Source organism: Maribacter luteocoastalis (assembly GCF_048890225.1).
Lineage (GTDB): Bacteria > Bacteroidota > Bacteroidia > Flavobacteriales > Flavobacteriaceae > Maribacter > Maribacter luteocoastalis.
This window is the reverse complement of sequence record NZ_JBMFZG010000006.1, coordinates 262,638-279,624: the sequence shown is the minus strand read 5'-3', so window position 1 is coordinate 279,624 and position 16,987 is coordinate 262,638. Positions and strand designations below refer to the sequence as shown.

11 protein-coding genes are annotated in these 16,987 nt (G+C 39.7%); all 11 read left to right on the top strand.

The window, feature by feature from the left end:
* Window positions 1–10 precede the first annotated feature (10 nt).
* The 11 genes from ACOCEA_RS13565 to ACOCEA_RS13515 all read left to right on the top strand — a co-directional run bounded on the left by ACOCEA_RS13565 (window position 11) and on the right by ACOCEA_RS13515 (window position 16,943).
* A complete protein-coding gene (locus ACOCEA_RS13565; RefSeq protein ID WP_420756793.1) occupies window positions 11–766 on the top strand; it encodes a cyclase family protein in 756 nt (251 codons plus the stop codon).
* Window positions 767–816: 50 nt separating this feature from the next.
* The gene (locus ACOCEA_RS13560) at window positions 817–1,725 is read left to right on the top strand and encodes a helix-turn-helix domain-containing protein (protein ID WP_420756792.1); all 909 of its coding nucleotides are present in this window, start codon (window positions 817–819) and stop codon (window positions 1,723–1,725) included.
* Window positions 1,726–1,866: 141 nt separating this feature from the next.
* Window positions 1,867–4,704 (top strand): TonB-dependent receptor, encoded by a 2,838-nt coding sequence (locus ACOCEA_RS13555; protein WP_420756791.1) that lies wholly within the window; start codon window positions 1,867–1,869, stop codon window positions 4,702–4,704.
* Window positions 4,705–4,963: 259 nt separating this feature from the next.
* Window positions 4,964–6,940: an alpha/beta hydrolase-fold protein gene (locus ACOCEA_RS13550; protein ID WP_420756790.1), complete on the top strand. Its 1,977-nt coding sequence runs from the start codon at window positions 4,964–4,966 to the stop codon at window positions 6,938–6,940.
* Window positions 6,941–6,957: 17 nt separating this feature from the next.
* Complete coding sequence (locus tag ACOCEA_RS13545) at window positions 6,958–8,667, top strand: GH35 family beta-galactosidase (RefSeq protein WP_420756789.1); 1,710 nt, start codon at window positions 6,958–6,960, stop codon at window positions 8,665–8,667.
* 21 nt (window positions 8,668–8,688) lie between these two features.
* Window positions 8,689–10,800 (top strand): alpha-L-rhamnosidase-related protein, encoded by a 2,112-nt coding sequence (locus ACOCEA_RS13540; protein WP_420756788.1) that lies wholly within the window; start codon window positions 8,689–8,691, stop codon window positions 10,798–10,800.
* 29 nt (window positions 10,801–10,829) lie between these two features.
* Window positions 10,830–11,765 carry a prolyl oligopeptidase family serine peptidase gene (locus ACOCEA_RS13535; protein WP_420756787.1) on the top strand — a complete coding sequence of 312 codons (936 nt, stop codon included), beginning with the start codon at window positions 10,830–10,832 and terminating at the stop codon, window positions 11,763–11,765.
* A gap of 17 nt (window positions 11,766–11,782) precedes the next feature.
* Window positions 11,783–13,300, top strand: a complete 1,518-nt coding sequence (locus tag ACOCEA_RS13530; RefSeq protein ID WP_420756786.1) for a carboxylesterase/lipase family protein — start codon at window positions 11,783–11,785, stop codon at window positions 13,298–13,300.
* Between the two features lie 3 nt (window positions 13,301–13,303).
* Window positions 13,304–15,397: a beta-galactosidase gene (locus ACOCEA_RS13525; RefSeq protein WP_420756785.1), complete on the top strand. Its 2,094-nt coding sequence runs from the start codon at window positions 13,304–13,306 to the stop codon at window positions 15,395–15,397.
* A gap of 27 nt (window positions 15,398–15,424) precedes the next feature.
* Window positions 15,425–16,642 carry an MFS transporter gene (locus ACOCEA_RS13520; RefSeq protein ID WP_420756784.1) on the top strand — a complete coding sequence of 406 codons (1,218 nt, stop codon included), beginning with the start codon at window positions 15,425–15,427 and terminating at the stop codon, window positions 16,640–16,642.
* Between the two features lie 7 nt (window positions 16,643–16,649).
* Window positions 16,650–16,943, top strand: a complete 294-nt coding sequence (locus ACOCEA_RS13515; RefSeq protein WP_420756783.1) for a DUF3861 domain-containing protein — start codon at window positions 16,650–16,652, stop codon at window positions 16,941–16,943.
* Window positions 16,944–16,987 lie beyond the last annotated feature (44 nt).

The window sequence follows — 16,987 nt, the reverse complement described above, 5'->3', positions numbered from 1 at the left end:
AAATTGTACTATGAAAATAATAGACCTATCCGTTACCATTTCAGAAGAAATAAAAGAACCATTGCCCACAACCATTGTTTATGAGGACCATAAAGAGGGAGCCAAAAAAATGGGCGGTAAACTTTTTGAAGGCCTTACCGATGTTTTTATTGATGGGAATGGGCCCGCTGGTGAATTCTTGAGTGTAACGAGTCATTGTGGCACCCATGTAGATGCCCCTTACCACTACTTTCCAACCTGTGAGGGCAAACCGTCTAGAACAATAGATGAAATGCCTTTGGATTGGTTTTTCCATGATGGGGTGGTTTTAGATTTCACGGATAAGCCAGATGGTTATATGTTCGAACCTGAGGATTTGATTGAAAAATTGGCAGCTATCAATTATACACTAAAACCCTTTGATATTGTTTTGATACGTTGTGATGCCTACAAAAGGATCCATGATGACGATTTTGTAAAAATCCATGTAGGTGCTTCCGCAAAGGCCACCCATTGGCTTATAGACCAAGGGATAAAAGTTATGGGTACCGATGGTTGGGGTTGGGATATTCCATTACACCTGCAAGCTGCTGAATATAGAAAAAATCCTAGACCGGGAATTATATGGGAAGCACATTATGTTGGGATTGAAAAGGAATATTGCCAAATAGAAAAATTGGCAAATCTAGATCAACTGCCTCCTTTTGGATTTAAAGTTTCCTGCTTTCCCGCAAAAATTAAAGGGGGAAGTGCTGGTTGGACTAGGGCAGTCGCAATCTTAGATTAAATCAAAGAGTATATAGCTTATTTAATATTGGTAAATATCAATTAACACAATTGGGCAAAGAAACACATATACCAACCTTGACAATTGATGAAATCTCAAGATTTCACAAACGTTCCATTAGTTGGTTACCTATCGTTTCCAACACCAAACATAAAAACTATCACATAAATAAATTGGAGGATATAAGTGATAAGTCAAAGTTCCAAGTACTCCCCCATCGTAAGACATTCCATGACTTCTTTTACCTTTCCAAAGGCAAATCCATTAGAAGCAAAGGATTGGATAGTTATGAAATTACAGCTCCTTCCATTTTTATTCTACCCGCATATCAGATTACCGAACATAAAATGATTAGTGAGGACGCAGAGGGGTTTTACTGCCATTTTGATGAACATATTTTCAATAATCTCCCTAATAAATATTTAAGTGAACACTATAGTTTTTTTCAGTTTCAATCGAGTCCTGTTATCCCTTTAAACCCTGAATCGCAAAAAAATATAGCAGCTCTACTTGAGCGATTGTTTTATCTCTATAGAAAAACGGAAACTTATAATGAGAGCTTGGTTTCCCTTTATCTATTGACCCTTTTTGAAGAACTAAAATCTGATATACCTAGCGCCCCCAATAAAGGTAAAAACTCCTATTTCCTAATTACCAAAAAATTCAAGCAGGCACTAACAGAGCATATTTACGACCATCAACAAATTGCTGATTATGCAGATATGCTCAACGTGACCCCAAACTACCTCAATAAATGCGTAAAAACAGCAACTGATAAAACCGCACAAGAACTGCTGAAGGAAATGCTGATTTTAGAAGCTAAAACCTTGATCAAACACTCCAATTTAAATGTTTCAGAAATTGCAGTAAAACTCTGTAACCAAACGCCAAGTAATTTTGCGCGTTTTTTTAGGAAGCAAACTGGAATGACCCCCAAGCAATATTCGCAAAAAAATTGATTTAGAATAGTATTGTATGTTTTTTGATTCACAAATCGGATCATTAAATCTGATTTTTGAATGATCATTTTCTACCGCAATCGTAATTAATCGATTATTTATTGAATAATTATCAATTTATCAACCCAGAATAGTGACAATATGAAAACAAACAAGTACATCTTTACATTGGTTTTTTGTTTAATAATGAACATGACTTCATTTGCTCAACAAACCTCCATTGTCGGTACTATTACCGATGCTGAGACTGGGCAACCGCTTCCTGGAGTAACCGTTTTGGTAAAGGGAACGACAAACGGAACTACCACTGATTTTGACGGTAACTACTCCATATCGGCATCATCAGATGACCTCTTGGTTTTTACCTATATTGGGTATTCAAGGCAGGAAGTACCCATCAATGGAAGTAGTACAATAAATGCTCGAATGGCGGTAGACAACCAGCAATTGGACGAAGTTATCGTAACGGGTGTTTTTGATAAAAGAACCCGAATGGAGTCATCAGTGGCCATATCATCAATTGGCGCAAAAGAAATAGCAAGATTGGCGCCAACCAGTTCTGCAGATCTATTAAAGAACATGCCAGGAATTTATGTGAACCAAGCAAGAGGTGAAGTTTGGAATACGGTTTACTCTAGAGGTATTTCTGCAGGATCCAATGATAATGCCAATGGGTATTATTATGTATCCTTGCAAGAAGATGGTTTGCCCGTAACCAACTTAAACTCGAATGTCGATGGCTTTTTGCGAGCGGATATAGGTACTGCCAAGGTTGAGGCAGTAAGAGGAGGAACAGCGTCTATTTTAGGTGCCAATGCACCAGGTGGAATTTTTAACTATGTTTCAAGAGAAGGGGGAAGTGAATTTACGGGTGAGGTAAGGGCTAAATTTGGTTTAGAAGGAAATCTTAAAAACCCTTATTACAGAACTGATTTTAACGTAGGCGGTCCTCTAGATAAATTAGGAACATGGACCTATAATTTAAGTGGTTTTTATAGACGCTCAGATGGTGCTAGATATCCGGGTTACCCCATGAACAATGGTGGACAGTTCAGGGCCAATTTGGTGAAAAATTATAATTCAGGGAAAGTTAAGATATATGCTAAAGTATTAAACGACAAAAATGCTTTAGGAGAGTTTACACCAACTTCTAATTGGTCTGACCCAAGCATAATAGATGGGTATTCTTCATCAGATTCCTATTATCTCCCAAGTTTGTCATTAGATATTCCTATAAATGATAACGATAGTTTCAATTTCAACTCTGAGGACAAATTGCACAATAAACAGCAGTCCTTTGGAATCAATTGGGAGCAAGATTTGGGCAACGGGTTTAAAATAACCAATGATGCACGGTACCAAAAGATGCAAAATGCCTCCAATATTCCTGCTGTGGTAACTCCTTTTGCCACTGATGGCTTTTTGTTTTACGCCATACCCCATTTATTATTCAAACAAGGGACCTATACTTTTACGGATAGGGTAACAGGTCAGGTTTTGGGCACTACAACCCAGGCCTTTGACCCAACAGTTCCTTTTGGTCCACCGCTAAGTTTTACTCCAGGCACGAATAACAATTTTCCTGGGGCCAATGTACAAGAGAATTCATTGTTCTTTTTGCCATTGTTCGGTAGTGCATCTGTCAAAACAAACGAGTTTATGGACAATTTCACATTCTCAAAAAAGTTTGAAAATATGAATTTTGTGGCTGGTGCCTTTTATGCAAAATCAGATCAAGAAAATATAGGAATAGGTCAAGATCATGGTATCGCTGTCGGTACAATGCAAGATCAACCTCATCTTGTAGATATTTCCCTCGCTGGCCTTGATGGTAATACTTACGCAGTTACAGATCCAAACGGAATAATGGATGTTGGTCGTGCTGGAACAAATATTTCTTCATTCACCAAAGAACAGATTTCATGGTTTTTAGCATGGGAGTGGAAGGTAAATGAAAAGTTGAATTTAGATGTGGGATTAAGGCATGAGTCTATCAATTTTGATGGGTACAACAGTCAAGCCATACCTAATGAGGAATCTGCGGGTAGGGATAACGACCCATTAACTTTGTATGATAACTTTGGTGGTACCGAAGGACCAAACTTACATATAGACCAAACCGTGAAAACTGCTTCTTTTTCAACAGGTTTAAATTATAAATTAAACGACAACCAAGCTTTATATGTTAGGTATTCTAATGGTAAAAAAGCCCCAGATTTAACTTTTTACACAAATCAAACATCACAATTTTTAATAGACAATACCCCGTCTTCGGCACAGACGGTAGAACAAATAGAGGCTGGTTACAAACTTAGTTCTGCCAAAGCTAAATTGTTCATTACGCCATTTTATAGTGTTCTAAGCAATGTACCTGTAAGTCAAGCTTTTAACGACACAGATGGCACCAACTACATTGCCCCGATACAGTTTAACACTTATAAAACAAAAGGTATAGAGTTAGATGGTTCCTATGCTTTTACCGATAAAATGATTTTAAAGGCTGGGGCTACGGTACAATCTTCAGAAGTGACCAAGTTTACAAGTTGGATTGGTGGTGCGGATGGTCCTGCAGATGATGTACTTCTTGATCTCTCTGGCAATGATACCGAAAATACCCCCAACTTAATGTTTAACATTAACCCCATGTACAGTGGCGATAAATTATTTGGCGCCCTAAACATTAGTTATATGGGAGAAAGACAGGCTAATAATCAAAACGCATGGCAAATGCCCGCATTTACCACGGTAGATTTAACCCTTGGATATGATTTTAGCCAAAAATTTAGTTTACAAGCCAATCTAAACAATGTATTTGACACGTATGGTATTTTAGGATGGTTTGGTACGGGAGGATTCCCCGCTGCTTTGGATAGAGATGGGGTTACACCAGATTTTGTAGCGGCTAACCCAACAGCGCCATTCTCTTCCCAAGGGAGTATGCCAAGATCCTTGTTCCTGACAGCTACTTACAAGTTTTAATTTTGAGTTAGTCATTTTCCAAAACACCGATGGTAAATAATCATCGGTGTTTTAATTTTTAATACTTGGGGATTACGTATTACGTGTTGGTAATTATTAATGAATTTTGAAAATATTTGTTATAAATCCTAAAATATTAAGTTTTTAAGTATGAAAAAATAAAAATTAGATTGGAAAACCAATCAAATCTCAAAAATTGAATATATTATTGTAACAAATTGAGACAATACTATTACCATTAACCTTTAAAATAGCTAAAATGAAACATGTTGTCCTAGCCCTTACCCTATCCTTTGCAATTCAGGGCGTTTTTTGTCAAGAGGAACTTAAGTTATACGAAGGCAAGGCCCCTGGATCCGAAGATTGGACATGGAGCGAAGCGATAAGTACCAACAACCCCTTCAATACAGAAGTAGTCTATAATGTGGTAGACCCTTCAATCATCGCATACCTACCACCAAAGGCCGCGGCCAATGGTACTGCAGTTGTCATTGCACCAGGTGGTGCCTTTCACACCTTAAGTATTAACAATGAAGGTCGCGATGTGGCGCGTTGGCTAAACAGTAAGGGAATAGCTGCATTCGTTTTAAAATATAGGGTTGCCAGAAGTTATGCAGAAGATCCCGTTACGGAACTTATGCAAAAGATGGGCGATTTTGAGGCCCTGGATAAAGAAAACGAACCTATTGTTCCCCTTGCCATGGCAGATGGTTTAACCGCTGTAAAATATGTTCGTGACAATGCGGATAAATTTAATATTGACCCTGCTAAAATTGGTTTTATGGGGTTCTCTGCCGGTGGTACATTGACCATGTCCGTAGTCTATAATGCGGACGAAACCAACCGACCTAATTTTGTGGCTCCCATTTATGCCTATGAACCTGCCATAATCGGTTCCCAAATCCCTGCAGAAGTGACACCAATTTTTGTGGCCGTGGCCGGTGATGATCAATTGGGAATGATGCCTTTTAGCATCAACATCTATAAAAAATGGCATGCGGCCAAACAACCGGCGGAACTGCATATCTATGAACAAGGTGGACACGGATTCGGAATGCGAAAACAAAATATCACAACGGATTTATGGTACGAAAAATATGGTGATTGGCTTAAAATGCATGGCTTTATGGAGGCTCCAAAAGCACCCAACACACCCTTTCAGAGAATCCCTACCCCCAATGACACCTTACAATCTGTTCTTAGGAATAAACAAGGCCATCTTACATTTAACATATACGCACCGATGGCACAGGAGGTAAAAGTTACAGGCGATTTTTCCGGAGGGTTTCCGGGTCTTCAACTTGAAAAGGATTTTAGCGGTGTATGGTCGGCCACTGCTTCCACAAAGGCAGAACCAGACCTGTATACCTATGATTTTACGGTAGATGGCATAAAGACCCTTGACCCAAAAAACAATCAATTCAAAGAAAGCCGAGATGGGTTTTCAAATCTTTTCGAAGTCGAAGGACAGGAAAATGACTTTCAAACCGTAAAAAATGTGCCCCATGGTAAAGTGGAAAAAGTTTGGTATACCTCAAAAAGTCTTGATGGGGCCTTAAGAAGGCTACATATATATCTACCGCCAGGATATGACCAAAGGAATAAAAAGGATAAGCTACCTGTTCTTTACCTCTTGCATGGTGGTGGTGATAACGATGCTTCATGGAACACGGCCGGTCGTGCCAATGTAATCCTCGATAATTTATATGCTAAAGGTAAATTATCACCTATGATTGTAGTGATGCCTTCGGGCCATACACCTGTGGAAGGATTCTTTATGGGTGCAGGGCCACAACAAGATCCTTTTTGTCAAGATTTCTTGAACGATATTATACCCTTCGTAGAAAGCAATTATGCCGTTTCAAAAAAACGAGAGGACCGGGCAATAGCTGGTCTTTCCATGGGTGGTGTACAGACTCTAAATCTCGCTCTTTGGAACCCTGAAGTTTTTGGTCAGGTATTTCCCATGAGTACAGGCTATTTTCCTCCAACCATTGCGGAAATCAAGAAAGAATATACAGATATCATGGCCAATAAAAACATCAACACCTTTACGACTTTCAAGATTTATATGGGCGGTGAAGTGGATATTGCCTATCAAAATAACATTAACATGATGGAAATGTTTGACACTTTTGGTATTCATTACCAGTATGAAAACGGATCTTACGGACATACTTTTAGAGCGTGGCGAAGAAACTTGTACGATCTAGCACCTCTATTATTCAAAGATTAACCTAAAGATATGACCAAATGAAAATGTACCTCCATGTATTCGTAATGTTATTGCTATCCTTTATAGGTTATGCCCAGCTTCACAGCTTAGAGAAGGATAAAAATGCAACTAAGATGCTGGTCGATGGTAAACCTTTTTTGATTTTAGGGGGCGAACTCCATAACTCATCAGGTACCGACACTTTACAGCTTAAACAAACCTTCAAAGACCTAAAGGCCCTAAACCTAAACACTGTTTTAGGCTATGCTTATTGGGAAATGGTAGAACCCAAAGAAGGGGTCTATAATTTTGATTTGGTCGATGCCCTCATTGAAGGAGCCCGTTCAGAAGGCTTAAAAGTAATACTAGTCTGGTTTGGCAGTTGGAAAAGTACGGCATCATCCTACGTGCCAGAATGGGTAAAGACCAACCCAAAACGCTTTCAACGCTATACCTTGGAGGATGGTAGTACCTTAGAAATGCTCTCCCCCTTTTATGAGGAAAACAGAAATGCGGATGCCAAAGCGTATATCGCCCTAATGCAACACATAAAAGAGACGGACAAGGACCATACCGTAATCATGATGCAAGTAGAAAACGAACCGGGCTGCTTTGAAAATTATAGGGATTATTCCCCTGCCGGCAAAAAAGCATGGAACAGTGAAATGCCAAAAGAAATGGTATCGTACTTAAAACTGCACAAGGGTAAATTGTTTCCAGCACTGGAAACGGCATGGAAAACCAATGGGTACAAAACCAAAGGCACCTGGGAGGAAATTCTTGGAAAATCCGTTGAAGAAGGCGACCACAAGTACTACACCGAAGAGCTTTTTATGGCTTTCCATTATTCCCAGTTTGTTAACAATATCGCAGAACAAGGCAAACAGATTCTGAATTTGCCCGCTTTTTGTAACGGCTGGCTCTATAATCCTTCTGGGTTTTACCCCCATGGCACTGTAAATCCCCATGTTTTAGATGCCTACCGTGCAGGGGGAAGTGCATTGGATTTTTATTCGCCAAATGTATATACCTTGGAATATGACAGACTATTTTCCGATTATACCCTTGGCGGTAATACGCTTTTCATTCCAGAATCGCTCATGGTTCCCGCAGGCACTATATATTCCATAGCCGAATATAATTCGATAGGATTTGCCCCTTTTGGTATTGATGGCCAGCGCGGTCTGCATTCTGAAGATCAAGAAAATGTAAAAGTGTTACAGGCCACCAACAAAGCGCTTTCTGGTATGATGGGTTTGGTAACGGAGCATTATGGAAAACCAAGCATGAAGGGCGTTTACCTGTATCCATTACGAAAAGAACAACAAATTACGATCGGCGATTATGTACTTAAGGCCAAAAGTTCCCGTGTAGGGGGCTTTAGCATTGATTTTGGAAAATCCCTGGAACAGGCCGGGAAACCTGCCTTTCCCATGCCAGCCACCGCGGATGGTGAAGATGAGGCCATGCCCGCGGGACCCTTTGGCCCACTGCCCAAAAACATAGGGTCTGCCATGGTCATACAAGATGCACCTAACGAATTTTATATATTGGGATATGGTGTAAAGTTTGGTTTCGAGCTAAAGGAAAACATCCATTTTGATCATTTAGGTTTTTTATCCATCGAAGAAGGGTATTTTGAAAATGACCGTTTCATAGCCACCAAACGATGGAATGGTGATGAACTTAAAGTTGTTCTTCCTGCAGAAAAATTAACTACCTTAAAAGTCAAACTTTATCATTTTTAATCCATAAATAATACTATGTTCATGAAAATTTTCAATTTATTGCTACTAATGTTCTTTTTTGGAATTTCTAGTATTGGTTATGGCCAAAGTAAGGCTCATGAAAAATCAGCTTTTGCCATTATTGACCCCTCCTATAATAGCCAAGAATACTATCCTTCAAAAAAGACCTTTTCAGATAAAACCCCTTGGATTTATGGTTCTGCGGAACTTGAGGCGTATAGATTACAATTGCTCATGGCCAGAAAGGATAGTGCCAAACTAGAAGTAGGTTATCCGGGAATATATCATAAACCGTACAATTCAGGAGAATTTATGATAAGACTGGATGAACCAAAACCATTGGACAAAGTTACATTTAGGACCAATGGTTTTGGAACCATTTTCATAAACGAGAAAATGGTGGACACCATAAAGCAATCAAATGAAGATCAAAGCCTTTCTTGGAACCTAACCGAAACTATTCAAAATATACGTTTTTCTATTACCACAAAAGAAGATATACCTGCGCTACGAATTGCTGAAGGGCCTTTAAACACTGCTAATAAAGACTGGCGTTGGAAAGCAACTGATTCCATTTGGACCCATGTCACTGCTTTTCCAATGAATAGTGAAAATATCCCTCCCCATGCTTTAGAGGAATCCTCAATTACGGTAATGCCAGATGATAAATCTAATGGTTTATTCGATTTTGGCAAGGAACTTTTTGGCTATGTACATATTGAAAGCGGTCAAAAACCTAGAATGGTGATTGGAGAATCTAAGACCGAAGCTTTGGATATTGACAATACAGTTATTGAACAAACACAGGAATTGGTAAAAATAGGAGAAAACAAATGGCGAAGTAAAGTGTCTTTAGCCTTTAGATATGTACACGTACCCAATACAGAAGCCGTTAAGGTAACCTGCGAAGCAATATTTAATTCGGCCAAATACCAAGGTGCTTTTGCCTGTTCAGATTCTTTACTGACCAAAATATGGATGAACAGTGCCTATACATTACGTTTGAACATGCACGATTTTTTATTGGATGGTATGAAAAGGGATCGTTTACCATGGACAGGGGATATGGCCATGAGCATGTTGGTTAATTCATATACTTTTTATGATGCTGAATTGGTAAGGCGCTCCTTAGTGGCCTTGGGTAGGGCTGGTATAAAAGAGAAGGACATTAACGGTATTGTAGATTATTCGGTCTGGTGGATAATTGCCCAGAACCAGTTTCAACATTACTATGGGGATGAAGATCATTTGAAAAAGGAATGGGCCCGTATTGAAGAAACCCTGAAAGTATTAGAAAGTAGAACGGATGAAGATGGCTTTATACATGTTGAAAAAGATGATTGGCTCTTTATAGATTGGGTAGACCAAGAAAAGTGGACCGCTTTGCAGATTATGTGGTGGTGGGCACAAAAAAGTGCCGTTGAATTGGCAGAAAGAATGGGCGATGCGAAAACGGCAAACTATTGGACAAGTACATCCGAACAATTAAAAATCAACCTTGAAAAAGTAGCTTGGGACGAAGAAAAGAACGTCTGGCTATCTGGCCGAAACACCATAGGTGATTATACAAGACATCCAAATTTTCTAGCGGTTGTAACCGGTATAACACCATTGAACAAAACAAAAGGTATAGAAAAGCTATTGGAAGATGATACTACAAGACCAGTTGGCACTCCCTATATGGCCGGTTTTGAAATGATGGCATTGGCAAAAATGGGTAATATTGACTATGCTTTGAACAGAATTTCCAAGTATTGGGGCGGCATGATCTCAAAAGGTGCAACGTCATTTTGGGAAGCCTATGATGAAAAACAAAATGATCCAGAACAATATTCATTTTATGGCCGGCCCTATGCCAAAAGTTTAAATCATGCATGGAGTGCTGGTCCGGCAGCAATTTTACCATCCCAAATATTTGGGTTAAAACCATTAGAGGATGGATGGAAAAAATTTACATTGAAACCTAATTTAGGTAGTTTGAAATGGGCAAGTGCCAGTGTACCCACCACTTATGGAAATATTACGATTGATATTGATGGCGATATGATGTATTTGAAGATTCCAAAGGGCATACAAGTACTTTGGAAAGATAAGCTCATCGAGGGACCAATTTCGTTAACAGAAAAATATTAATTAAGCAAGGGATGTAATTAAAGGGTAGTATGAAAAAACTTTTTCTTTTGTTGATTATTTCTATTAATGCTATGGCCCAATCACCACGCCAGGACTATGCCAGTATGGGCATTGAATCTTCAAAATCATGGATAGATATCGATTATGTCGGTGATGGCATTATTGGGCATAAACTCGATATTTTCTTGCCAAAAACCAGTCAAGCTCCATATCCTGTAGCAATAACCATTTATGGTAGTGCTTTTTTCTCAAACTCATCTAAAGCCAATTGTTTCAAGGACAACTTTGGCCAAACATTATTACAAAATGGTTTTGCGGTGGTAAGTATCAATCATCGTTCAAGTAAAGATGCACTATGGCCAGCTCAAATACATGATGTAAAAGCGGCCATACGTTTTATACGGGGCAATGCCAAAACCTTTTCCTTGGATGAAAAGTTTATAGGCATAACAGGTTTTTCATCTGGTGGTCATTTATCGGCCATGGCCGGTGTAACCAGTCATATAAAAAATACTGAAATTAAAGGATTGACCATTGATCTAGAAGGTACCCTTGGAAACTTCACCGATGAAAGCAGCCATGTTGATGCGGTAGTCGATTTCTTTGGTCCAACAGATTTTTTGACCATGGATAGTTGTGGTAGTAGCATGGTTCATGACGACCCTAAATCTCCCGAATCATCATTGATAGGAGGCCCTATCCAAAAAAACAAAAAGAAAACCGCCTTGGCCAATCCTATGAACTATGTGAATAAAGACAACCCGCCCTTTTTAATTCTACATGGCAATAAAGACCCACTGGTACCCCATTGCCAAAGTGAAGCGCTCTATAAAGTGCTACACAATACTAAGGTACCCTCTAATTTGATCATCGTTGATGGTGGAGGTCATGGGCCTGGTGTGATGATCGATACCTACTATACCCAGATGATCAATTTTTTTAAAGCCGAAATGAATAAACAGTAATTATAAAAATAGATACCATGAATAATATGAAAAAGCTACTCTTACTATATATTCTCATACCCATGGGTACATTGGCACAAACCATTGTGAACACGCAAGATGGACAGGTCAAAGGTTATGAAAAGGATACTATCCGTATTTTCAAAGGAATTCCCTTTGCTGCCCCACCCGTAGGTGAGTTCCGATGGAAAGAACCACAACCCGTGGAACCTTGGCAAGGGGTTAAAGAATGCTTGGAGTTTGCCGCGAGTCCTATTCAAAACACCCCAGAACCATTTCTTTGCTGGACAGAGGAATTCATAGCAAAACCAGAACCCATAAGTGAAGATTGCCTCTACCTAAATGTATGGACCCCGGCGAAAAAAAAGGATGAAAAACTTCCCGTAATGGCATGGATCTATGGGGGTGGTCTCAGTAGTGGTTCTGCCAATTGCGATATCTATGATGGGGAGGAGATGGCCAAACAGGGTATTATTTTCGTAAGCCTAAATTACCGTGTTGGTGTACTTGGGTTTATGGCACATCCTGAGCTAAGTAAAGAATCGGGGCACAATGCATCCGGTAATTATGGTTTTATGGACCAATTACAGGGCCTGAGATGGGTCAAGGAAAATATTGCCAGCTTTGGCGGTGATCCCAGTAATGTTACCATCGCTGGGCAATCTGCCGGTTCCTTCAGCGTTAACGCACAAATTGCCTCTCCCCTCGCCCAAGGATATTTTCATAAAGCTATTGCCCAAAGTGGTGGTCTTCTTTCAGGCAGGTTACTTCAAGAACTCCCAGATGCTGAAAAACAAGGTGTTAAGTTGATGCAATTGGCAGCGTCACAAGATTTGAAAGCATTAAGACAACTTCCTGCCAATAAGTTACAAGAATTAAGCAACATGCCCGAGGTGGGAAGATTTGGCGTAGTTACGGATGGCTATTTTCTTCCAAAGGATATCAATGCATATTTTAAGAACGGCAAACACAACCAAGTACCGGTACTTACCGGTTGGGTCTCTGGTGATGGTGGTTTTTTGACTCCCCAAGATATTACGGTTGAAAGTTTTCAAAAAATGACCCAAGAAAGGTTTAACGGTCGTTATGAAATATTCCGTTCCTTATTCCCTACCAAATCGGATGAAGAGGCGCAAAAGGCACAGGAAAAATTGACTTTGTTGGGGTTTGCTGGGGTGCCAGCCTATAAACTGGCCCAGTATAATTCTCAGAAAACGTGGCTGTATGAATTTCAACATGTACCTACAGATAAGCCAGGATTTCCGAACTATGGTGCATTCCATACTTCAGAAGTCCCTTTTGCCCTCCATACGTTAAATCAATGGAATAGGGACTGGAAACCAGAAGAGCGAACGTTGGAAAATCAGATGTCCGCTTATTGGGTAAATTTCGCAAAAACAGGAAATCCAAATGGAGAAGGATTACCCCAATGGAATGCATTCCAAGCAATAGAAGGTGAACTTTTACTTCTGGATACCAGTGACATACGTATGCAAAAAAAATATACTGAAGAATTTAAATTTTTATCCCAATAACCTATGCTTCGTTTTTTGAATGCTATAAGGAGAAATTTTTGTGTCCTTTCTTTATTTCTGATTTCCGGTTTGTCCCTGGCACAACAGTTAGAGCAACCACTTTTTGGTGTGGCCTATTATGACGAGTACATGCCATATGATCGTCTTGAAAAGGACATTGAAATGATGAAGGAGACCGGTATCAACTTTGTTAGAATCGCCGAATCTACCTGGAGTACCGTCGAACCTCAAGATAATGAATTCAATTTTTATCATATTGACCGGGTTTTAGACGCCATGCACAAGGGGGGTATAAAAGTTATTGTGGGTACACCTACCTATGCCGTTCCCGCTTGGCTGGTTAAGAAGTATCCCGAAATATTGGTTACCACGGCTCAAGGACAGCGGCTATATGGAGCACGCCAAAATATGGATATTACAAATACCGACTTTCGATTTCATGCTGAAAGGGTAATCCGTAAAATAATGGAGCATGTTAAGGACCATCCAGCGATTATAGGGTACCAAATAGACAATGAGACCAAACATTATAATTCAGCGGGTGCCAATGTGCAAGAACAATTTGTGGCTCACATGAAAAACAAATTTGGGACACTTGAGACTATCAATAAAAAATTCGGTTTGGATTATTGGAGCAACCGTATCAATAGTTGGGAAGAATTTCCTTCGATGAACGGTACTATTAATGCCAGCCTATCATCAGAATTTTCAAAATTTCAACGACAATTGGTTACTGATTATTTAAGTTGGCAATCTGAAATTGTAAAGGAATATTCAAAACCGGAACAATTTGTAACCCAAAACTTTGATATGGAATGGCGAGGCTATTCATATGGTATTCAACCTGATGTTGACCATTTCGCTGCGGCAAAAAGTTTAGATGTTGCCGGAATTGATATTTACCATCCAACGCAAGATTATCTCACGGGAACGGAAATCTCTTTTGGTGGTGATTTGGCCCGTTCTATGAAAAAAGGTAAAAATTATTTTGTGATCGAGACTGAAGCACAAGGATTTCCACAATGGGTACCGTATAAAAATCAACTGCGTTTACAAGCTTATAGCCATTTAGCCTCTGGGGCCAATATGGTGGCCTACTGGCATTGGCATTCCATTCATAATTCCGCGGAGACCTATTGGAAAGGATTGTTAAGCCATGATTTTCAGCCCAACCCCACCTATGAAGAAGCCGGTGTCATTGGAAACGAGTTTAAGGAAATAGGCAAGAAATTGGTCAATGTAAAAATAGAGAATGAGGTTGCCATGCTTTTTAGCAATGAAGCGCTTACGGCATTTAACGGTTTTAAGTTTGGCTGGGGCACAAGTGAGAATTATAATGATGTTCTTAGACCCTATTACGATGCGCTCTATAGAATGAATGTGGGAATGGATTTTATAGACCCTTCGGTTAAGGATTTTACCAAATACAAAATGATCGTGGTTCCTGCGCTTTATGCCGCCCCAGATGCTCTATTGGAGCAGTTGAACGATTATGTGAAAAATGGAGGGCATGTGGTCTATAGTTTCAAAAGTGGCTTCTCCGACGAAAACGTAAAAGTAAGAAGTTCTGTTCAACCAGGTATTATAGGGGAAGCTGCCGGCATTGCGTACAGTCAATTTGTAATTCCCAATAATGTAAGTTTAAAGGATGATCCTTATCAGGTTGGAGAAGAAAATAATACCGTTCATACCTGGATGGAATTAGTAAGGCCTACAACCGCGAAGGTCAAAGCCTATTACAATCACCCTGAATGGGGCAAGTATGCAGCGGTAACCCAAAATAATTTTGGAAAAGGCATCGTAACCTATGTGGCCGGTATGATGTCTGCCGAATTAATGGAAGCTATTTTAAAGGATACGTTACAGAACGCAGGGCTTTGGAATGACAAACAATCCGTTTATTACCCAATAATTACCAAAACTGGGACAAATTCCGATGGTATGAAAATAAGATATCTTTTCAACTATTCACCAGAGGCCATGTCGGTCAAAAATCAATTCGGTGCAGGATTGGAACTTTTAAGCGGATCAAAGGTTTCGGAAAATGAGGAATTGGAATTGGCCCCTTGGGGAGTGAAAATTTTAGAATTGAGATAAACAACTAATCGACCAAAACCGAGTAAAATGAAAAAAATATTCTCTTATGAAAACGGACTTGTAGCCTTAATGGCCTTAGTGTTCGGATGTTTGTTCTTTGATCGCTTAGCCCTTAATTTCTTGATCCCGTTCGTTGTTCAGGATATTGCGCTAAGTGATACTCAAATTGGTTTGCTGGCCGGTGCCCTATCATTGGCATGGGCGTTTTCCAGTTATTTTTCTACGGCTTGGGCCGAGACCAATAACAAAAAGAAATTGGTTTTCATTGCGGCCGTTATTATATTTTCATTGTGCTCTTTTGGAACAGGAATTGCCATATCCTTTCTCGGGCTTTTGGTGGCACGACTTGTGATGGGACTGTCTGAAGGTGCCGTTATTCCCTTGGCACAAAATTTTGTGGAAAAGGAGTCTTCCCCAAATCGTTTAGGACTAAATGCCGGCATTTTACAAGGCGTGGGTTCCGCGTTGTTCGGATCTATATTGGCTCCGGTCATTTTAGTGGCCATAGCAGAAAACATTGGATGGAGAAATGCCTTTTATATAGCGGGTATTCCTGGGCTTGTTCTTGGTTTGGTTTCATGGTTGTACATTAAAAAATCAACCGCAGAAAGCCTAGGAAAAAAAGAGGAATCATCAGTAAGTTTTAAAGAGTTATTGAAATATAACAATGTGAAATGGGGAATTCCTGTGGCCTGTTGTGTTTTTGGATGGTGGTTTGCAACACTTCCCTTCATTTCTAAATATTTTGTGGAAGCACAAGGCATGAGTCCAGACGAAATGGGAAAGACTATGGGGCTTTTGGGGGTGTCCGGTTTGCTAGCTTCCATCATCGTTCCAGCTTTGTCCGATAAATTTGGTCGTAAAAAAATAATGTTCGTGTTTATGGGTATAGGTATACTTTATCCATTTGCTGTTTACTTTCTCAACGGTACGGTATTTCATTTACCTGCCATGTTCATCACCTATTTTATGATGGGTTGTTTGGCCATGGTAGCTGCCGTCCTACCTTCAGAGGCTGTGCCTCCCCATTTAAGGGCAAAGGCCATGGGGCTAATAATGGGCGTGGGCGAAATAGTAGGAGGTGTTATTGTACCTGCTCTAGCTGGAATTCTTTCGGACACCATACATCCTTCCGCTTTTTTGTGGGTCTCGGCAGCGCTGGCCTTTATTGGGGTACTGTTTGCCTTTAAGTTAAAAGAGACCCTAGGACAACATAAAGAATTCCCTCATTATTTGGATACCTAAATTAAATATGAAAAAAAGAACAAATACATATAAATTAAATCTTGAACTTCTAGAAACTGTTAAACCTGTTACTACTGTTTATGAACCCATTGAATTTGAGTTTGACAATCACGATAATATTTTTGATATCATAGCGCTCATGAAAGCGCGTGACATGTTCAAAACACCCCAACAATCCGTGGAATTTGCCATAGGCCTAAAACTCTTCAGTGAGGTAATGCTTAAAAACAGCGACAATGTTTTGTTTGAGGAGTTTAGACCTGCATTTAGTGATTTTATGAAAAAATTGAAAGGAAAATGACGCCTATTGCGCTACTATTTCCGTTTTACAGTAGTGTGCCATTA

What these genes read in the sequence shown, in the direction of transcription:
- ACOCEA_RS13565 (WP_420756793.1), top strand. Translation starts at nt 11, where the DNA reads ATGAAAATAATAGACCTATCCGTTACCATTTCAGAAGAAATAAAAGAA.
- ACOCEA_RS13555 (WP_420756791.1), top strand. Translation starts at nt 1,867, where the DNA reads ATGAAAACAAACAAGTACATCTTTACATTGGTTTTTTGTTTAATAATG.
- ACOCEA_RS13550 (WP_420756790.1), top strand. Translation starts at nt 4,964, where the DNA reads ATGAAACATGTTGTCCTAGCCCTTACCCTATCCTTTGCAATTCAGGGC.
- ACOCEA_RS13545 (WP_420756789.1), top strand. Translation starts at nt 6,958, where the DNA reads ATGAAAATGTACCTCCATGTATTCGTAATGTTATTGCTATCCTTTATA.
- ACOCEA_RS13540 (WP_420756788.1), top strand. Translation starts at nt 8,689, where the DNA reads ATGAAAATTTTCAATTTATTGCTACTAATGTTCTTTTTTGGAATTTCT.
- ACOCEA_RS13535 (WP_420756787.1), top strand. Translation starts at nt 10,830, where the DNA reads ATGAAAAAACTTTTTCTTTTGTTGATTATTTCTATTAATGCTATGGCC.
- ACOCEA_RS13530 (WP_420756786.1), top strand. Translation starts at nt 11,783, where the DNA reads ATGAATAATATGAAAAAGCTACTCTTACTATATATTCTCATACCCATG.
- ACOCEA_RS13525 (WP_420756785.1), top strand. Translation starts at nt 13,304, where the DNA reads ATGCTTCGTTTTTTGAATGCTATAAGGAGAAATTTTTGTGTCCTTTCT.
- ACOCEA_RS13520 (WP_420756784.1), top strand. Translation starts at nt 15,425, where the DNA reads ATGAAAAAAATATTCTCTTATGAAAACGGACTTGTAGCCTTAATGGCC.
- ACOCEA_RS13515 (WP_420756783.1), top strand. Translation starts at nt 16,650, where the DNA reads ATGAAAAAAAGAACAAATACATATAAATTAAATCTTGAACTTCTAGAA.